We start from the raw sequence: 18,384 nt of genomic DNA, 5'->3' as shown, positions 1-18,384 counted from the left end.
AGTTTCGGCACCATAAAATGGCATCTCATCGAATTCTGGTCGATTCTGGAAACTATTTTTCCAACAATGACAATTTGGGAGACAGGGCAATCTACCAAGTCATTTTTCAGCGCTTGCGGTATCTCTGGCCTGATTGTCAAATTCATTGGATAACTCGCAATGCTGCCTTGCTCAAGAAGGACTGTCCCGAGGTCATGGCATTGGAGCTGACCGAGGAACGCGCCCCCCTGTCACTGATCAGCCTCGATGCGAATTCACAGAACCCGGAAACCCAAGCATCCTCTGACACCGCGCGCATTGTGTCCGCCTTGATGGACTGCGACATGGTGATAGCGACGGGGGGCGGATATTTCAGTGATGATTTTTCTAACCAGGCAGAAGCCATTTTGCATACGCTGGAAGCGGGTATCCAGCTTGGCAAGCCGGCAATTATTTTGAGCTGTGGATTTGAACCTCTCAGCGTTCGCAGCCTTTCTCAGAAGATGGTGGGCGTATTTCCTCTTCTGAGTCTGGTCGTGTGCCGAGAATCCCAGCAAAGTCCGATGGTGGCGAGATCCCACGGTGTTCCAGAACAACGCTTGATCGTGGCCGCAGACGAGGCGATTGAGCTGGCGTTTGACTTGCGCCCTTCCATGTTGGGCGAATCTCTGGGTATCAATGTCCGCCAAGCGGACTACGCTGGTGTTGATGCCAGTACCCTTTTGCGTCTGCGCGAAGGGTTGGGCCTTGCCATTGCACGCCTGGGTGTGCCCATTACCGGTGTGCCCATTTCGCTTTCCGGGCCTTCAGACCCTGACGCCATTGCCTCTCTCCTCCAGGGCATTGCTGGTATCCAATACGTCCCCAGCCTCGTCTCGACGCCGCAGGACGTGGTGCGGGAGATCGGTGCATGCCGAATGGTCATTACCGGCAGTTACCACGCAGCGGTGTTCGCGCTATCGCAAGGCGTTTCGGTGATCGCGCTGGTGGCGTCTCCGCACTACCGGTCGAAAATGCAAGGGCTTCAAGCCCAGTTTGGCGCCGCCTGCCGCATCGTATTTCTGGATCGGGAGGACACTGCTGCGCACCTGGCCACCGCCATACAGGATGTGTGGGGTGCAGCCGTGTCCGAACGGCCGCGATTGCTGGAAGCGGCGCGGCAGCAGGTCAGTGTGGGGCGGGCCGCCTACGCTCGATTGGCCGAGCTGATGGAGCGCGTTCCTGCCAACCAGCACGACAGCGCGACGCCGCAATTGACTGACATTTCTACGCAAGCACCCATGAACAAAGACACCGCTGAAGTCTCTTTCTCTTTGTCTCCCGAAGAAATTGAGCAATTCCGGACACAGGGCTATGTGGGGCCGTTCACGGCATTCACGCCCCACGAAATGGAACAATTCCGCAAAACGGTGTCTGAGCGGGTGTTGCCGACACCTACGCCCTATTGCCCGTTTGGCCTGCGCGTGCGGCATCTCGACAGCAAGGCGGTCTATGCAATGTGCTCGGCTCCGGCCATTGTGGAGCGCATGGCTTCTCTCTATGGGCCGGATCTCGTTCTGTGGAATTCCAACCTGTTCAACAAGCCTCCTGCCCGGCCAGAACAGCAAGAGGAATACCCATGGCACCAGGATCACTACAACTGGAACATGGAACCCATCCTGAACATTTCAGCCTGGCTGGCGATTACGCCGGCAACGCTGGAAAATGGGTGTGTGGAAATCATCCCGGGTTCGCACCGGCAGATCATCCCTCCGGCCGTCGATACCGATCCTGCCAAAAGCCTTCGGTTCGGAGGCATCGCTTCAGACCCTGACTACGTGGACGAGACCAGCAAGTTGGCCATGGTGCTGGAACCCGGTCAGTTTTTTCTCTTCAACGAACGGCTGCTGCATCACTCCAACCCCAACCGGACTACGGAACACAGGCTTGGATTGGCTGTCAGAGTCACGGTCCCCATCGCAAAGGTCAGCGAACCTTTTCCCTGCGTCATGTTGCGGGGCGAAGACCGCATGGGCTTCAACCGGTACCTTCAAGCGCCCTTGGACGAACCCGATTCCCATTGGCTCGATTCATTGCCACCAGGGCAAGACTACCTCTTTGACCGCCCCATCCCTGGAAGGGGCTGGCATGTGCGCGAGGCCGAGGGGCAACGCCACTTCGCTTGGACAGGTCTGGAGCCCGAGGCGTGGATTGACTTCCGCCCCACGGCTGGCGGCGATCATCGGCTGCGGCTAGAGGTCATTCACATGCTGACGATGGCGGCCGTCAGCGAGCTTCAGTTGATGGTGAATGGGCAAGCGATTGCCCTCAGACACGAACAGGTGGGTGATACGCTCGTCCTGGAGGCACACGTTCCCGACGCGGTCTTGCGAAGCCGTACCGACCGGGTGCGGGTGGCACTCCTGGGTTCATCCCTGGTACGACCCTGCGATCTGAATCCGGAGAGCACGGACAAGCGCTCCCTTGGATTGGGAATTCGCCGAATAGCGCTCATGCCCATTGATACACCCAAAGTGGCTCCTGAGGCGCCCAGCGCAACAAACCCTGTACCACCACCTGCAGCCTGGTATCGCAGGCTGCTTGGGTGAATTGGCCGTGCCAAAGACCCGGCAACTCAGCGTGCCGCAAGTGCCTTGTACACCCCGCATCCCACATACAGATCGCCTGCGCGGCTGACATAAGACATCTTCGTCTGCACCACGCCCGTGGAGGGATTGGTGATGTCGTATTCCACCCATCCCGGCTCACGGTCCGCCTGAGAAACAATGTCACTCACGAGCCGGTCGCCCGCAATGCCGGGGATGTCCTGCACACGCGTCCCCACCTTGGCGGTGTTGCCCCCAAAGGCAAGGTAGGTACCTGCCGTGTCGAGCACAAACACGTACATATCCCGGTCGTGGTACGGCTGGTTCTTGTCAGTGATGCTGCGCAGGAACTGATCCCGCGAGCTGCTCTTGTGCAATGCCACGGCCCTGCCCACCAACACCACGGCCTCCTCGGCCGTGCCCTGCTGCAAACGGAATGCGGAGACCGCACGCGACAAGGTGGATGCGCGGTTTTCGAGGGCCTCGGCCTGTTGCACGGCATGGCCCACCATCTGGGCGTTGTGCTGGGTGATCTGGTCCAGTTGCTGCACCGCAGCACTTACCTCGCGCAGCCCCGTGCTTTGCTCGGCGCTCGATCCGGAGATCTCGCTCATGCTGGCCGCAACGCTGCGAATGCCCCCGGCCATGTCGGAGATGCCCTCCCCGGCTGACCGGATCAGGCCGGCACTGGTTTCGACCTGGCTGACCGAGGCACCAATCAACTCGCGGATTTCGTGCGCTGCGTCACTGGATCGTTTGGCCAGCGTGCGCACCTCTGCCGCCACCACAGCAAAACCACGGCCCTGCTCTCCTGCGCGCGCAGCCTCGACTGCAGCGTTCAAGGCAAGGATATTGGTCTGAAACGCAATGCTGTCGATCACGCCGATGATTTCGGTCATGCGGCGCGCGCCTTGCTGAATGGCTTCGACCGACTGCACAGCGCGCGCCATGGCCTGGGCGCCCACGTCGGCCGCGTCCCGCACCTGCGCGGCCCGTGCATCCGCACTGTGGGCAGTCTGGGCGTTGTTCTGCACCGCAGATGACAGTTGCTCCACACTGGCTGCGGTCTGCTCCAGGTTGGCGGCCTGTTGCTCGGTGCGGTCGGCCAGCGAGCGGTTGCCCTCGGCCAGGCTCTGCCCAGCATGGGCGACCAGCGCTGCATTGCTGCGGATATCGGCCACCATCGACGAAAGGGTGATCACCATGCGCTCAAGCGACTGCGCCATATCGCCCACCTCGTCTTGCCCGTAGTCTCGGCGGGGCTGCGCACGCAGATCTCCGACCTGGGTCAACTCAATGGTTTGTGCCAAGCCTGCGAGGTCTGTCGAAAGGCTGATGTAAAGCACCAGCAGCGCATACGCCACGACGAACCCACCCAGCGCAAGCAACCACCAGGGTGCCCCAAACGCAGCAATGGCCAACGCAGCCCCTACCAGGAGGCTCAACGAGAGCAGCTTGCCAGGCAAATGCCACCTGCGCATCCACCAGAGCCCCGGACGCAGCGGTAGGAATCCTGACATCGTGTCTCCTCTTATCGTTCTTGCCAAATGGCACGAATCCTAGGTGCATGCACTTACGGCGGATTGACAGACCACAAGGTGTATCGCCGCTGCGGGGGTTCGTGTCGGCCAAACCATGCAGACCACACCCGCTCCAGCGCCGGACTGATCGGGGGACCATCGCCCATAATGGCGCCCCATGAATCCCCTGCTTTCCCATCTCCAGCCCTACCCTTTCGAGCGGCTGCGACAGCTCTTTGCGGGGGTCACGCCCCCGGCCGCCTACAGCCCCATCAGTCTGGGCATGGGCGAGCCACGCCATCCTACACCGCAGTTCATCAAGGATGCACTCAGTAACAACCTCAGTGGACTGGCGAGCTACCCCGCCACGGCAGGTGAACTGGGGCTGCGCGAGGCCTTCACCCGCTGGCTGGATCTGCGGTATGCCATTGCGCTGGACCCAGCCACCCAGGTGCTGCCCGTGAATGGTTCACGCGAAGCGCTTTTCTCCTTTGCCCAGACCGTCATCGACCCTTCGCGGGGTCGACCACTGGTGGTCTGCCCCAATCCGTTCTACCAGATCTATGAAGGCGCAGCCTTGCTGGCGGGCGCCGAACCCTACTACGCGGCCAGCGATCCGGAACGCAACTTCGCCGTGGACTGGGACGCAGTGCCGGAGACGGTGTGGCAGCGGACCCAGTTGCTCTTCGTATGTTCGCCCGGCAACCCTACCGGCGCCGTCATGCCGCTGAGTGAGTGGAAGAAGCTGTTTGAACTGAGCGACCGCCATGGCTTTGTCATCGCTTCGGACGAGTGCTACAGCGAAATCTACTTCCGCGATGAACCACCGCTGGGGGGCCTGCAGGCTGCAGACCAGCTCGGCCGCAGCGACTACAAAAACCTGATCTCCTTCACCAGCCTCTCCAAACGCAGCAACGTTCCCGGCATGCGCAGCGGTTTCGTGGCAGGCGACGCCGCGTTGATCAAGTCCTTTCTGCTGTATCGCACGTACCACGGCAGCGCGATGAGCCCCATCGTGCAGGCAGCCAGCATTGCCGCGTGGGGTGATGAGCAGCATGTGGTGGAAAACCGCATGCGCTACCGCAAGAAGTTCGCCCAGGTCACCCCCCTGCTGGCGGGCGTGATGGAAGTCGCCCTTCCGGATGCCGGCTTCTACCTGTGGGCCAAGGTTCCCGACGCGCTGGGCATGGATGACGCCGAGTTCGCGCGAGCCCTTCTGGCTCAATACAATGTCACGGTGCTCCCTGGCAGCTACCTGGCCCGCGAGGCCCAGGGCAGCAACCCTGGTGCCCAACGCATTCGCATGGCCCTCGTGGCAGAAACCGAAGAATGCGCGGAAGCCGCGCTGCGCATCGTGCAATTCATCCAATCCCGTACTGCCTGACCGACAGACCTAGAGACTGACTGACAACAACATGACCCAACAACTGCAAACCCTTATCGACAACGCCTGGGACAACCGTGCCAGCCTCTCGCCCGCCGCCGCCCCCAAGGAGATCCAGGACGCTGTCGAGCATGTGATCGCCGAGCTGAACAACGGCACCCTGCGCGTGGCCACGCGCGAGGGCGTGGGCCAATGGACGGTGCACCAGTGGATCAAGAAGGCCGTGCTGCTGTCGTTCCGACTCAAGGACAACGAAGTCGTCAAGGCCGGTGACCTGGGCTTTTACGACAAGGTGCAGACCAAGTTCGCGCACCTGACCGAAGAAGAAATGAAGGCCACTGGCGTGCGTGTGGTGCCACCCGCCGTGGCCCGCCGTGGCAGCTTCATCGCCAAGGGCGCGATCCTGATGCCGTCTTACGTGAACATCGGCGCCTATGTGGGCGAAGGCACCATGGTTGATACATGGGCCACTGTGGGCTCGTGCGCACAGATCGGCTCCAACGTGCACCTCTCGGGTGGTGTGGGCATTGGCGGCGTGCTGGAGCCCCTGCAGGCCGGCCCCACCATCATTGAAGACAACTGCTTCATCGGGGCCCGCTCCGAAGTGGTCGAAGGCGTGGTCGTCGAAGAAAACTCGGTGCTGGGCATGGGCGTATACCTGGGCCAGAGCACCCCCATCTTCAACCGCGCCACAGGCGAAATCAGCTATGGCCGCGTGCCATCGGGTTCGGTGGTGGTCAGCGGAAACCTGCCCAAGACCGCTGCCAACGGCACGCCGTACAGCATGTACGCTGCCATCATTGTCAAGCAGGTGGACGCGCAAACCCGCTCCAAGACCAGCATCAACGACCTGCTGCGCGACTGACAGCGCACCCTGGGGGCAGGCCCTCCCGCCTGCCCGCCGACAGATACCGACAACAAGAGGGAAACACCATGAGCACGATGGAGCGGATTCTTCGCCTGATGAGCGAAAAAAAGGCATCAGACGTCTACCTGTCGGCCAATGCCCCGGCGCTGATCAAGATCAACGGCGAGTGCGTGCCGATCAACAACCAGATCCTGCCGCCCGACGCGCCGCGCAACCTGCTCTCCGAGGTGGTTCCCCCGGACCGCATTGAGGAGCTGGAAGAAACCGGCGAACTCAACATGGGGGTGCCGCTCAGTGGTGTGGGCCGCTTCCGGGTGAGCGCCATGCGCCAACGTGGCAGCTATGCGGTGGTGATCCGTTTCATCTCGCAGCAGATTCCCGAATTCGACTCCCTGGGCCTGCCGCCCGTGCTGCGCGAACTGATCCTCGAAAAACGTGGCCTGATCCTGATGGTCGGCGCCACGGGCTCGGGCAAGAGCACCTCGCTGGCGTCGATGATCGACACCCGCAACGAAGCGCTCACGGGCCACATCCTCACCATTGAAGACCCGGTCGAATACCAGTTCAGGAACAAGAAGTCCATCGTCAACCAGCGCGAAATCGGCAGCGACACCCAGTCGCTGCAGACCGCCCTGAAGAACGCGCTGCGCCAGGCGCCCGACGTGATCCTGATCGGCGAAATCCGCGACCGCGAAACCATGTCGGCCGCCATTGCCTACGCCCAGTCGGGTCACCTGTGCCTGGCCACGCTGCACGGCAACAACAGCTACCACGCGCTCAACCGGATCTTGTCGTTCTATCCTGTCGAAGTCCGCCCCACCATGTTGGGTGACCTGGCATCCGCCATGAAGGCCATCATCTCCCAGCGGCTGGTGCGCACCATCGACGGGAGCCGCGCACCTGCGGTAGAGGTCATGCTCAACACCAAGCTCGTTTCCGACCTGATCGAAAAAGGCGATTTCTCCGGCGTGAAGGAAGCCATGGAAAAATCCATGGCGGAAGGCTCGCAGACCTTTGAGGAAGCGCTGGCCCGACTCATCATGGATGCCAAGATCGACCGCAAGGAAGGTATGTCGTATGCCGATTCGCCCACCAACCTGATGTGGCGCCTGCAAAACGACTTCTCCCTGGCCGCCAACGCTGCCAAGGCCCAGAAGGAAGCGCGGGACACACCCGACGATGCACCTTCGTTCACCGAGATCGTGCTGGATGTCAAGCCCGCAGCGTGACTCCCTGAGTCGCCTTCGGCACCCTCCCTCCCCTTTTTCGACGCCTCTGATGTCCCGCACCCTGCACCTCGCCGAACAGCTCATCTCCCTGCCCTCCATCACCCCAGAGGATGCGGGTTGCCTCGACCTGCTGGCAGCGCGACTGGTGCCATTGGGTTTTGTGTGTGAACGGCTGGACAGTGGCCCGGCAGACTTCCGGGTCAGCAATTTATGGGCAAAAAGGCCCGTAGCGCTTGATGGGAAAGCGGAAATAGCTATCAAAAACATAGTATTTGCAGGCCACACCGATGTGGTCCCCACGGGCCCCCTGACCCAATGGAGCAGCGACCCGTTCATCCCCACCCACAAAGACGGCAAGCTCTATGGCCGGGGCGCCAGCGACATGAAAACCTCCATCGCTGCCTTCGTCGTGGCCGTGGAGGAGTTTTTGGCGGCCACGCCCGATCCGAAGATCGAGCTGGCCTTCCTTCTGACCAGCGACGAGGAAGGCCCCTCGGTGGATGGGACCAAGGTCGTGATCGAGCAGCTCAAGGCACGCGGCGAAACGCTCGACTACTGCATCGTGGGGGAACCCACCTCTGTCGAAAAAACCGGCGACATGATCAAGAACGGACGGCGCGGCACGCTCAGCGGCAAGCTCACCGTGCGCGGCATCCAGGGGCACATCGCCTACCCGCAACTGGCGCGCAACCCCATCCACCAGGCCCTGCCCGCCTTGGCGGAGTTGGCGGCTACCGTGTGGGACCAAGGCAACGCGTTTTTCCCGCCCACCAGCTGGCAGATCAGCAACATACATGGCGGTACCGGCGCCACCAATGTGATTCCAGGCGATGTGGTGGTGGACTTCAACTTCCGCTTCTCCACCGAATCCACCGCCGAAGGCCTGCAGCAGCGTGTACACGCATTGCTGGACCGCCATAGTCTCGAATACGACCTGCGCTGGACGCTGGGCGGCCAACCCTTCCTGACCACCCCGGGCGAGCTGGTCACGGCCGTGCAGCAGGCCATCACGGCAGAGACCGGTCTGACCACCGAACTCTCTACCACCGGCGGAACCAGCGACGGCCGCTTCATTGCCCAGGTGTGTCCCCAGGTGATTGAGCTCGGGCCCCCCAACGCCAGCATCCACAAGATCGATGAGCACATCGTCGTGGCCGACATCGAACCGCTCAAGAACATCTACCGCCGCACGCTAGAGAACCTGCAGGCCCAGGCCCTTGCATTGGGCAAGGTGTCGGCATGAGTGTGCAGCAGCAACCCCTCATTCCGGCGGGCAATACCGTGGGTACCCTGGTGGAATCCGGTGCGCAATGCCTGGTGGCAGCAGGCGTCTCCTTCGGCCACGGCACAACCAACGCGCACGACGAAGCCGCTTGGCTCGTCTTGTGGCGCCTGGGCCTGCCGCTGGACAGTGACCTGTCGGACGCCCCTGATTCCATCAAAAATCAACCCGTAGCGCCCGCCGATCAAGCGCGAGTAGCTATACTTTTTGAAGAGCGTATCCGCACCCGCAAACCCGCCGCCTACCTCACGCAGGAGGCCTGGCTGCAAGGCGTGCCCTTTTACGTCGATGAGCGCGCCATTGTCCCGCGCAGCTTCATCGCAGAGTTGCTGGTCGATGGTGGTGCCGACGAGTACCTGAGCGACCACACCCACCGGGTGTTGGACCTTTGCACCGGCAACGGCAGCCTGGCCGTGCTGGCGGCCATGGCCTGGCCGGAGGTTCAGGTGACGGGTGCTGACATTTCAGCCGATGCGCTGGCCGTGGCACGCATCAATGTGGACAGACACAACCTGCAAGACCGCATCCAGCTGCAACTCTCCGATGGTCTCACTGCACTGCCTGGGCCCTGGGACCTGATCCTGTGCAATCCGCCCTACGTGAACGCTGCCAGCATGGCAGCGTTGCCCGCCGAATACCGCGCAGAACCCGAGCTGGCCCTGGCCGGTGGCAACGATGGCATGGATTTCGTGCGCCAGCTGTTCGCTGCGGCTCCGGCCTGCATGAGCGAGGATGCGGTGATCATTCTGGAGATCGGCAACGAGCGGGCCTACTTCGAAGCCGCGTTCCCCCAACTGCCTGTTTTCTGGCTCGATACCAGTGCTGGCGAAGACCAGGTTTTACTGGTGACCCGGCAGGCTTTGACCGCCCAATCCCGGCTCACGGCACAATAGAGGGTTGCGCGCCACCGCCTTTTGCATCGGTTGCACCGTTTGCAACGGCCCTGGCCCCCTGCTTTTTCATGCCACCCGCCCAGCGCGGGTGCGCTTTTTTCTGAGCTCCGGATGATCACCCTTAAGAACGTTACCTTGCGACGCGGCGCCAAAGTCGTGCTCGACAGCGTTTCCGCCACCATCAACCCTGGCGAAAACGTTGGACTTGTGGGCCGCAATGGCGCGGGCAAGTCCAGCCTTTTCGCCTTGCTCAGCGGCAAGCTGCACGAAGACGGGGGGGATTTCTACATCCCCACCAGCTGGCGCATGGCCGAGGTTGCGCAGAACATGCCCGAAACCGACCAGCCGGCCACCGAGTTTGTGCTGGAGGGGGACACGCGCCTGGCCGAGGTGCAACGCCAACTGGTAGAAGCCGAGGCCAGCGACGACGGCATGGCCATCGCCCACGCCTACTCGGACCTGCACGATGCCGGCGCGCACGATGCGGTCGCACGCGCACAGGCGCTGATCCTGGGCCTGGGCTTTCGGGTCAGCGAGCTGGACCAGCCGGTCAACAGCTTCTCTGGCGGCTGGCGGATGCGCCTGCAGCTGGCACGCGCGCTGATGTGCCCCAGCGACCTGCTGCTGCTGGATGAACCCACCAATCACTTGGACTTGGATGCCCTGGTCTGGCTCGAAGCCTGGCTCAAGCGCTACGCAGGCACCATGATCGTGATCAGCCATGACCGCGAGTTTCTGGATGCCATCACCAACGTCACCCTGCAGATCCAGCAAGGCGAATTGAACCGCTACGGCGGCAACTACAGCAAATTCGAAGAATTGCGCGCGCAGCAACTTGAACTGCAACAGGCCAGCTTCTCCAAGCAGCAGGAGAAGATGGCCCACCTGCAGAAGTTCATCGACCGCTTCAAGGCCAAGGCCAGCAAGGCCAAGCAGGCGCAAAGCCGCGTCAAGCAGCTCGAACGCATGGAGAAGATTGGACCGGTGCTGGCCGAGGCCGACTTCACGTTCGAATTCAAGGAACCGGCCAACCTGCCCAACCCGATGCTGGCCATCAGCGATGCATCGTTCGGCTATGTGGACGACGAAGGCACGCCCACCACCATCCTCACGGGCGTCAACCGCTCGGTGCTGGCCGGCCAGCGCATCGGCATCCTGGGGGCCAACGGCCAGGGCAAGTCCACCCTGGTCAAAACCATCGCCCGCACCATGAAAGCCCTGGGCGGCAGCGTGACCGAGGGCAAGGGACTGAACATCGGCTACTTTGCGCAGCAGGAACTCGACGTGCTGCGCCCTGCAGAAAATCCGCTGGAGCACATGATCCGCCTCGCCAAGGAGCTAGGCCCCGACCTCAAACAGCCGAGCCGCGAACAGGACCTGCGCAGCTATCTGGGCACGTTCAATTTCACGGGCGACATGGTAAAGCAGGCCGTGGGCACCATGAGCGGTGGCGAAAAGGCCCGCCTGGTGTTGGCCATGATCGTCTGGCAGCGCCCCAACCTGCTGCTGCTTGACGAGCCTACCAACCACTTGGATCTGGCCACCCGCGAGGCGTTGGCCATGGCGCTCAACGACTTCGACGGCACCGTCATGCTGGTCAGCCACGACCGCTCGCTGCTGCGCTCGGTCTGCGAGGACTTCTGGATGGTGGGACGAGGTGTTGTAGGCCCCTTCGATGGCGATCTGGACGACTACCAGCGCTACCTGCTCGAAGAGTCCAAGCGCCTGCGCGAAGAGGCACGCCTGGCCGAGCAGGCACAGACCTCGGTGGCGAGTTCTGCGCCTCCATTGGCCGCAGCACCTTCACCCACTGCCAATCCAGTCCCTGTCGCCGCACCGGTGCCTGCGCCAGCTCCGACCGCATTACCGTCACGGGATGGACGAGAGCAGCGCAAGCTCGATGCCCAGGCGCGCCAACAGCAGGCGGAAGTAACCCGGCCCCTCAAAAAAGAGCTGGAACACATCGACAAGCGCCTGATTGCCTTGGCGGCTGAGCGCACCGCGTTGGAGCACAAGCTCACCCAAGCCCTTGCCCCTGCCGAGATCGCAGAATGTGGCCGCGCCCTCAAGGCGGGAAATGACGAGACGGCCCAACTGGAGGAGCGGTGGCTGGAAATTTCTTCTGCACTGGAAGAAATTTCGGCGTCGGTTGCAGGATAAAAATGTAATTTGATGTAATTGAAAGGGCCACATTTTGTGGCTCTTTCGCTTATGTAGAAACAATTTTATGCTTCTTTTTTCGTAGCAAACTACATTCTCAATGTGCGGGCACTTGCGGTTGCATTTTTTTGCGAAGCGCTGTCAACGGACTGTGGATTGACCGCGTTGTTGGTACATCACAGGAGTTTTTCAGCATGAATACCACCGCAATCTTGTCCGCTTGGCCCGAAGACGAACGCGATCGCAAGCGCGCTCCAGCCCGCTTCTGAAGGCGTGGCAGCCAATTCTCGAAATTCGTAGGCCAACCCAATGCCCGCCACCAAAGTGAAGCACAAAACGTACCAAGGCACGGTATGTGTTTCCACCGAATGGCCCATTTCATAGGCCCATCGAAGCAAGATACCCGGCAGCCCCTTCCCTCTTGCTCCTTTCAACAAAAAACCCCGCAATGCGGGGTTTTTGTTTTTCTGAAGCCTCAGGGCATCAACCCATGTGCAGACCGCCGTTGACCGAGAAATCGGCACCGGTCGCGTAGCCACCTTCTTCCGAAGCCAGCCACGCAATGATCGAAGCGATTTCGCTGGGTTCACCCAGGCGCTTGACAGGAACAGTGGCCACGATCTTTTCGAGCACGTCAGGACGGATCGCCTTGACCATGTCAGTGCCGATGTAGCCAGGGCTCACCGTATTGACCGTCACACCCTTCGTGGCCAGTTCTTGTGCCAGGGCCATCGAGAAGCCATGCATACCGGCCTTGGCTGCCGAGTAGTTGGTCTGGCCCGCCTGGCCCTTTTCGCCATTCACCGAGCTGATGTTGACGATGCGGCCCCAGCCCTTTTCCACCATGTCGGCCACGACCTGCTTGGTGACGTTGAACATGCTGTTGAGGTTGGTTTCAATCACTGCATCCCAGTCTTCGCGCGACATCTTGAGGAACATGCGATCACGGGTGATGCCAGCATTGTTCACCAGCACGTCGATGGTGCCGTGCTCGGCCTTGGTCTTGCCGAAAGCCTCCACCGTGGAGTCCCAATCGCCCACATTGCCCACCGACGCATAGAAGGTGTAGCCCAGGGCTTTTTGCTCCGCCAGCCATTTGGCATGGTCACGGGTAGGGCCACAACCTGCGATGACCTTGAAGCCCTCCTTGTGCAGGCGCTGGCAAATGGCAGTCCCGATGCCGCCCATGCCGCCGGTGACGTATGCAACTTTCTGGCTCATGTGATTTCTCCTTGTTGGTGATTTGCTCAGCAGCCACTCTACCGAAGAAATTCACCACTGCCGTGAAGGAAAACACTGAAGCCCTTTTCTTTTTGGCATATCGCCATGCATCGCACACCTGACGTACCAGGCCCCTTTTCCAATCACGGTTTTGGTGCAGGCTGCAGCCTGCAGTTCATCGGAAAGAAAAGAGAAACATCTTGCGACAACGTTCTCCCCTGAAGTTGGGGCTGCCGCCACCAGGAACAAAAAAGCCGCGTCGCAACGCGGCTTTGATTTTGGCCTTGCACCCGAGAAACAGCTAAACCACAGGTGCGAAAAGGCGCGTGTTAACGCTCCAAGGCCAGTGACACACCCATGCCGCCACCGATACAGAGCGCCGCCAGACCCTTCTTGGCATCGCGGCGCTGCATTTCGTGCAACAGCGTCACCAGGATACGGCAACCCGAGGCGCCGATGGGGTGACCGATGGCGATGGCACCACCATTCACATTGACCTTGGCCGGATCAATCGCCAGCTCCTTGTTCACGGCGCAGGCTTGCGCAGCAAAGGCTTCATTCAGTTCGAAAAGATCCACATCGGCAGCGTTCCAGCCCGCGCGTTGCAAGGCCTTGCGCGATGCGGGCACGGGGCCCATGCCCATGGTGGCGGGGTCCAGGCCACTGGTGCCAAAGGCTGCAATGCGAGCCAGGGGCTTGAGGCCCAGGGCGGCAGCCTTCTTCGCGCTCATCACCACCACGGCGGCTGCGCCATCGTTCAGGCCCGATGCGTTGCCAGCGGTCACGCTGCCCGCCTTGTCAAACGCGGGACGCAGGCCTGCCAGCGCTTCAGCGTTGGTCTTGCGGTTCAGGTATTCATCCGCGTTGAACAGGATGGGGTCGCCCTTCTTCTGCGCCAGGCTCACACCCACGATTTCATCCACGAACTTGCCGGCGTCTTGCGCGGCGGCGGCCTTTTGCTGGCTGCCCAATGCCAGGGCGTCCTGCATTTCGCGCGTGATGCCGTGGGCCTTGGCCACGTTTTCAGCCGTGATGCCCATGTGGTACTGGTTGTACACGTCCCACAGGCCGTCGACGATCATGGTGTCGACCAGCTTCCAGTCGCCCATGCGCTGGCCGTCACGCGAGCCTGGCAGCACGTGCGGTGCCAGGCTCATGCTTTCCTGGCCACCGGCCACCACAATCTCGCTGTCGCCCCAGGCCACAGCCTGGGCGGCGAGCATCACGGCCTTGAGGCCGGAGCCGCACACTGCGTTGATCGTGAGCGCCGGGGTTTCCTTGGCCACACCGGCCTTCATCGAGGCCTGGCGTGCAGGGTTCTGGCCCACGCCAGCCGCCAGCACCTGGCCCATGATGACCTCACCAATCTGGTCGGACGAGAGGCCCGCGCGCGCGATGGCTTCGCGGATCACGATGGCGCCCAGTTCGGTCGCAGGCGTCTTGGCCAGCGCACCACCAAACTTGCCCACAGCGGTGCGGGCGGCCGAAACGATGACGATGTCTTCCATGGAATGTCCTTGTGATTGGAGGTTGTTGGTTGCTTGGTAATTCTCGCAGTGCTGAAAGTCAGGACTTTTGCGTATCAGGATTTCTGCTTCACATAGCTGCCAGGTGCGGGCTCGATGGCCTTGAATTTGGTGCCCTTGCCATAGCCCTTGGGCGCTGCAATCTGCTTGCCTGCATGGCCTTTGAGCCAGCCGGCCCAGTCGGTCCACCAGCTGCCGGAGTGTTCGGTGGCGCCGTCCAGCCATTGGTCGAGCGTGGCGGGCAGCTTGCCATCGGCGCGGATCCAGTGGCTGCGCTTGCCTTTGGCGGGTGGGTTGATGACGCCCGCGATGTGGCCCGAGGCCCCCATCACGAAACGCTTCTTGCCGGGCAGCACCTGGGTGGAGGCATAGGCGGCATTGATGGGCACGATGTGGTCCTCGCGCGAGCCGTAGATGTAGACGGGCAGCGTGAGGTTGCCAAGGTCCATCTTCTCGCCGCACACCGTGAGCTTGCCGGGTTTTACCAGGCTGTTTTCCAGGTAGAAATTGCGCAGGTACCACGCATAGAACGGGCCCGGCAGGTTGGTGCTGTCGCTGTTCCAGTACAGCAGGTCGAAAGGGGGTGGCGTTTCGCCCTTGAGGTAGTTGCCCACCACGTAGTTCCACACCAGGTCATTGGGCCGCAGAAAGCTGAAGGTCGAGGCCAGGTCCTGCCCCTTCATGAGGCCGCCTTTGCCCATCTGCATCTCTCGGAACTTCACGAAAGCCTCGTCGATGAACACGTCGAGGATGCCGGTGTCGGTGAAGTCGATCAGCGTGGTCAAGAACGTTGCGCTGGCCGCGGGCTCATCGCCACGCGCTGCCAGCACGGCCAGCGCATTGCTCAGAATGGTGCCGCCCACGCAAAAGCCCAGCGCGTTGATCTGATCGGCGCCCGTGATGTTCTGCACCACGTCGATGGCGGCCATGGCGCCGTCTTCCACGTAATCGTCCCAGGTCTTGTGGGCCAGGCTGTCGTCGGGGTTTCGCCAGCTCACCACAAAGGTGCGGTGGCCCTGGTCGACGGCGTAGCGAATCAGCGAGTTCTCGGGCTGCAGGTCGAGGATGTAGAACTTGTTGATGCACGGCGGCACCAGCAGAAACGGGCGCTCGTAGACCTTGGCGGTGAGAGGCTTGTATTCGAGCAGCTGGAACAATTCGTTCTCGAACACCACGGCACCTTCGGTGGTGGCCACGTTGCGGCCCACCTCGAACAGGCTTTCGTCGGTCATCGACACGTGGCCCTGGGTGATGTCGTGCAGCAGGTTCTGCATGCCCTTGGCAATGCTTTCGCCCTTGGTCTCGATGGCTTTCTTCTGCGCTTCGGCGTTGAAGGCCAGGAAGTTGCTGGGTGCCATGGCGGCCATCCACTGCTCCACGCCAAAGCGGATGCGGGCCTTGGTTTTTTCATCGGACTCCACCGCATCGGCCAGGCCCATGAGGGTGCGGGCATTGAGCAGGTAGGCTGCGGCCGAGAACGCGGCAACGGGGTTGCTGGCCCAGCCCTCACCGGAGAAGCGGCGGTCCTTGACTTCAGGAGCACCTTGCAGGCCCTGGGCCCAGAGTTCCTGCGCGTCTTTCAGATACTGCTGCTGCAGGGACTGCAGCTTGGTGGGCGAAAATTTCAGGGGTGGTGCTGCTGGTACCTGGGTACCCATGTCCAGCTTCTGGAACGACTGCAGCGCCTGCGACCAGCTTTGCCCGAAAATCTTCTGGAACTGCTCGGCGCTCTCGGCCCAGGGTGATTCAGAATTCATGCTCTTTCCTCATTGATTGGTCGCTCGCAGCGGCAAAGCTTCTGGTTTTTTATCTCTCGGGTTCATTGTTGCCGAGCCCTTTGCACATGGCAACGGATTCAACCCTTCCAGTGAACACAAACCAATGTACCTCATCGTCATCGCCTGGACGTACGTCACCCTCATGATGGCGGTGGCCGAAGCCACCAGCCCCAATGGCACGGTGCTGGGCGCCGTGATCACCTTTGCGCTGTATGGCCTGCTGCCCATGGGCATTCTGGTGTACATCCTTGGCACACCTTCCCGCAAGCGGGCGATCAAGGCACGTGAGGCTGCGGAACAAGCGGCCTACGATGCCGGGCAGGCCGCCGCTGCTGCCGCAGCCACCCCTGAATTACTTGGTTCAGCTGCGCCAGATGCAGGCGGCGAAGCGCCCGCTGCCGCCGAGGGCAGCGCTGTCGCGGCGGTGCGAAAAGAACCGTGAGGCGTTGGTCACGGTGCACCAGGATGATGTGCCGTCGTTACCATGGATGTGGGTGATTCCCAGGGCCTGCAGCCGCAGCCGTGCCAGTCCGGCCAGGTCGCACAGGTATTTGCCCCGGACATCGCCGCTCGGCATAAAACACGTCTCTGAAGCCGGATTCGCCTCGCAAAATGCTGCGCGCACTTCGGGCCCCACTTCGAAGGCCTGGGGGCCAATGCAGGGCCCCAGCCAGACCAGCATGTCCTGGGCGAGCGCTGGAGCACGATTGATTGCTCCATTTTTAATAGCACCCAGCGCTTTCCCATCCAGCGCCAGGGCCTCAAAACGCTTGAAAACTGCTTCCAGCACACCCTGCCCGCCCACTCCGGCAAGCCCGCGCCACCCTGCATGCGCTGCCGCCACCATCTGGCCCGAGCGGTGGGCCCACAGCACCGGCAGGCAGTCGGCCACCATGATGGTGCAGGCCACTCCGGGCGCAGTGGCCACGCAGGCATCGGCGTCGATGCCGTCAGGCGTGCTGCCATCCAGGTGCACCACGCCATCGCCGTGCACCTGGTTCAGAAACACTGGCCGTGCGCTCGTCGGCGCAGTGCCCACCGTGGATTGCAGCCGCAGGCGGTTGGTGTGTACCGCAGCGGGGTTGTCCCCCACATGGGTACCCAGGTTCAGGCTGTCATAGGGCGGCAGGCTCACCCCGCCCGCACGGGTGGTGCACAGTGCGCGCACGCCCGGGGGTACGGGCCAGTCGGGCACCAGGCAATCGGCCGCAGCCAAAGGGCCTTCGTGGGGGCTCAAGCTTCGTGGTCCGGACAGGCTGAAGGCTGGGCCTTCTGGAAGGCGGGCAGCGCCATGGAGGCGTCGAATGCGCCCATCGTGAGTGGCAAGCCCTCCAGGTTCACGTTGAAGCGCCGGCCGTTGAAGATCTGCGGCACGAGGCAGCAATCGGCCAGCGTGGGGGTGTCGCCCCAGCACAGCACAGAAGGGGCCAGGCCCTGGGCTGCGCGCGCTTGCGCCAGCAGCGCCAGCTGGCGCTCAAAGGCCTCGAGCCCGTTGCGCACCCAGTGGCGGTACCACGCGTTCTTGGCGTCTTCCTCCACCTTCAGCTCGCGTACCAGGTACTTGAGCACACGCGGATTGTTCAGGGGATGGATCTCGCACGCCACCATCTGGGCCAGCGCACGCACACGCGCACGTGCCAGCGGGGTCGGGGGCAGCAGGGCTGGCGCGGGATGGGTTTCTTCCAGGTATTCGATGATGGCCATCGACTGCGACAGCGCCGCCCCGTCGTCCGTCACCATCAAGGGCACCAGCGCATCGCCGACGCGGCTGGCGTATTCGGGGGCATGGTGCTCGCCCTTGAGGAGGTGCACGGGGATGTAGTCATAAGGCAGGCCCTTGATCTGCAACGCAATGCGCACGCGGAACGAGGCGGAAGAACGGAAGTAGTTGTAGAGCTGCATGCAAGAAATCCGTTGTTGAATGGAAGGGTCAAAAACGTGGCGGGCGGGGCACCGCAG

14 protein-coding genes are annotated in these 18,384 nt (G+C 61.9%); 8 read left to right on the top strand and 6 right to left on the bottom strand.

The features are described from left to right. Window positions 1–17: 17 nt before the first annotated feature. Window positions 18–2,567: a phytanoyl-CoA dioxygenase family protein gene (locus ASE39_RS14295; RefSeq protein ID WP_082615449.1), complete on the top strand. Its 2,550-nt coding sequence runs from the start codon at window positions 18–20 to the stop codon at window positions 2,565–2,567. Window positions 2,568–2,593: 26 nt separating this feature from the next. Here ASE39_RS14295 and ASE39_RS14290 read toward each other — a convergent pair whose 3' ends face one another. Continuing rightward, window positions 2,594–4,084, bottom strand: a complete 1,491-nt coding sequence (locus ASE39_RS14290) for a methyl-accepting chemotaxis protein (protein ID WP_057271592.1) — start codon at window positions 4,082–4,084, stop codon at window positions 2,594–2,596. Between the two features lie 178 nt (window positions 4,085–4,262). On the opposite strand from ASE39_RS14290, the gene dapC reads away from it, so the two are divergent. The 6 genes from dapC (at window position 4,263) to ASE39_RS14260 (ending at window position 11,900) form a co-directional block, all read left to right on the top strand. Continuing rightward, window positions 4,263–5,468 (top strand): succinyldiaminopimelate transaminase, encoded by a 1,206-nt coding sequence (gene dapC / locus ASE39_RS14285; RefSeq protein WP_057271591.1) that lies wholly within the window; start codon window positions 4,263–4,265, stop codon window positions 5,466–5,468. A 31-nt stretch (window positions 5,469–5,499) separates the two neighbouring features. Further along, a complete protein-coding gene (gene dapD / locus ASE39_RS14280) occupies window positions 5,500–6,333 on the top strand; it encodes a 2,3,4,5-tetrahydropyridine-2,6-dicarboxylate N-succinyltransferase (RefSeq protein WP_010458910.1) in 834 nt (277 codons plus the stop codon). A gap of 68 nt (window positions 6,334–6,401) precedes the next feature. After that, on the top strand, window positions 6,402–7,565 hold the full coding sequence (locus ASE39_RS14275) for a PilT/PilU family type 4a pilus ATPase (protein ID WP_010458912.1): 1,164 nt from the start codon (window positions 6,402–6,404) through the stop codon (window positions 7,563–7,565). 49 nt (window positions 7,566–7,614) lie between these two features. Further along, entirely contained in the window at window positions 7,615–8,808 is a 1,194-nt protein-coding gene (gene dapE, locus ASE39_RS14270) for a succinyl-diaminopimelate desuccinylase (RefSeq protein ID WP_057271590.1), read from the top strand. After that, entirely contained in the window at window positions 8,805–9,740 is a 936-nt protein-coding gene (gene prmB, locus ASE39_RS14265) for a 50S ribosomal protein L3 N(5)-glutamine methyltransferase (protein WP_057271589.1), read from the top strand. The genes dapE and prmB overlap by 4 nt, the downstream gene beginning before the upstream one ends. A gap of 111 nt (window positions 9,741–9,851) precedes the next feature. Further along, on the top strand, window positions 9,852–11,900 hold the full coding sequence (locus ASE39_RS14260; protein WP_057224517.1) for an ATP-binding cassette domain-containing protein: 2,049 nt from the start codon (window positions 9,852–9,854) through the stop codon (window positions 11,898–11,900). Window positions 11,901–12,383: 483 nt separating this feature from the next. Here the strand turns inward: ASE39_RS14260 and phbB are convergent, their stop codons facing one another. The 3 genes from phbB to phaC all read right to left on the bottom strand — a co-directional run bounded on the left by phbB (window position 12,384) and on the right by phaC (window position 16,404). Next, entirely contained in the window at window positions 12,384–13,121 is a 738-nt protein-coding gene (gene phbB / locus ASE39_RS14255; protein ID WP_010458920.1) for an acetoacetyl-CoA reductase, read from the bottom strand. Window positions 13,122–13,450: 329 nt separating this feature from the next. After that, window positions 13,451–14,629: an acetyl-CoA C-acetyltransferase gene (locus ASE39_RS14250; RefSeq protein WP_057271588.1), complete on the bottom strand. Its 1,179-nt coding sequence runs from the start codon at window positions 14,627–14,629 to the stop codon at window positions 13,451–13,453. Between the two features lie 74 nt (window positions 14,630–14,703). Next, window positions 14,704–16,404 carry a class I poly(R)-hydroxyalkanoic acid synthase gene (gene phaC, locus ASE39_RS14245; RefSeq protein WP_057271587.1) on the bottom strand — a complete coding sequence of 567 codons (1,701 nt, stop codon included), beginning with the start codon at window positions 16,402–16,404 and terminating at the stop codon, window positions 14,704–14,706. 124 nt (window positions 16,405–16,528) lie between these two features. On the opposite strand from phaC, the gene ASE39_RS14240 reads away from it, so the two are divergent. Then, entirely contained in the window at window positions 16,529–16,867 is a 339-nt protein-coding gene (locus tag ASE39_RS14240; protein WP_057271586.1) for a hypothetical protein, read from the top strand. On the opposite strand, the gene pgeF is transcribed toward ASE39_RS14240, so the two are convergent. Both pgeF and maiA read right to left on the bottom strand, forming a co-directional pair. Then, a complete protein-coding gene (gene pgeF, locus ASE39_RS14235; protein WP_057271585.1) occupies window positions 16,787–17,662 on the bottom strand; it encodes a peptidoglycan editing factor PgeF in 876 nt (291 codons plus the stop codon). The two genes, ASE39_RS14240 and pgeF, sit on opposite strands and share 81 nt — an antisense overlap. Beyond that, a complete protein-coding gene (gene maiA / locus ASE39_RS14230; protein WP_057271584.1) occupies window positions 17,659–18,327 on the bottom strand; it encodes a maleylacetoacetate isomerase in 669 nt (222 codons plus the stop codon). The genes pgeF and maiA overlap by 4 nt, the downstream gene beginning before the upstream one ends. Window positions 18,328–18,384 lie beyond the last annotated feature (57 nt).

The organism is Acidovorax sp. Root267, from assembly GCF_001429215.1.
In the GTDB taxonomy this organism is placed as follows: domain Bacteria; phylum Pseudomonadota; class Gammaproteobacteria; order Burkholderiales; family Burkholderiaceae_C; genus Acidovorax; species Acidovorax radicis.
Note: the sequence above shows the minus strand (reverse complement) of the source record. Positions and strands in the feature narration are given on the sequence as shown.

Bases quoted from the DNA above. Each gene is read 5' to 3' on its own strand.
- ASE39_RS14295 (WP_082615449.1), top strand. From the start codon at position 18: ATGGCATCTCATCGAATTCTGGTCGATTCTGGAAACTATTTTTCCAAC.
- ASE39_RS14290 (WP_057271592.1), bottom strand. From the start codon at position 4,084: ATGTCAGGATTCCTACCGCTGCGTCCGGGGCTCTGGTGGATGCGCAGG.
- dapC (WP_057271591.1), top strand. From the start codon at position 4,263: ATGAATCCCCTGCTTTCCCATCTCCAGCCCTACCCTTTCGAGCGGCTG.
- dapD (WP_010458910.1), top strand. From the start codon at position 5,500: ATGACCCAACAACTGCAAACCCTTATCGACAACGCCTGGGACAACCGT.
- ASE39_RS14275 (WP_010458912.1), top strand. From the start codon at position 6,402: ATGAGCACGATGGAGCGGATTCTTCGCCTGATGAGCGAAAAAAAGGCA.
- dapE (WP_057271590.1), top strand. From the start codon at position 7,615: ATGTCCCGCACCCTGCACCTCGCCGAACAGCTCATCTCCCTGCCCTCC.
- prmB (WP_057271589.1), top strand. From the start codon at position 8,805: ATGAGTGTGCAGCAGCAACCCCTCATTCCGGCGGGCAATACCGTGGGT.
- ASE39_RS14260 (WP_057224517.1), top strand. From the start codon at position 9,852: ATGATCACCCTTAAGAACGTTACCTTGCGACGCGGCGCCAAAGTCGTG.
- phbB (WP_010458920.1), bottom strand. From the start codon at position 13,121: ATGAGCCAGAAAGTTGCATACGTCACCGGCGGCATGGGCGGCATCGGG.
- ASE39_RS14250 (WP_057271588.1), bottom strand. From the start codon at position 14,629: ATGGAAGACATCGTCATCGTTTCGGCCGCCCGCACCGCTGTGGGCAAG.
- phaC (WP_057271587.1), bottom strand. From the start codon at position 16,404: ATGAATTCTGAATCACCCTGGGCCGAGAGCGCCGAGCAGTTCCAGAAG.
- ASE39_RS14240 (WP_057271586.1), top strand. From the start codon at position 16,529: ATGTACCTCATCGTCATCGCCTGGACGTACGTCACCCTCATGATGGCG.
- maiA (WP_057271584.1), bottom strand. From the start codon at position 18,327: ATGCAGCTCTACAACTACTTCCGTTCTTCCGCCTCGTTCCGCGTGCGC.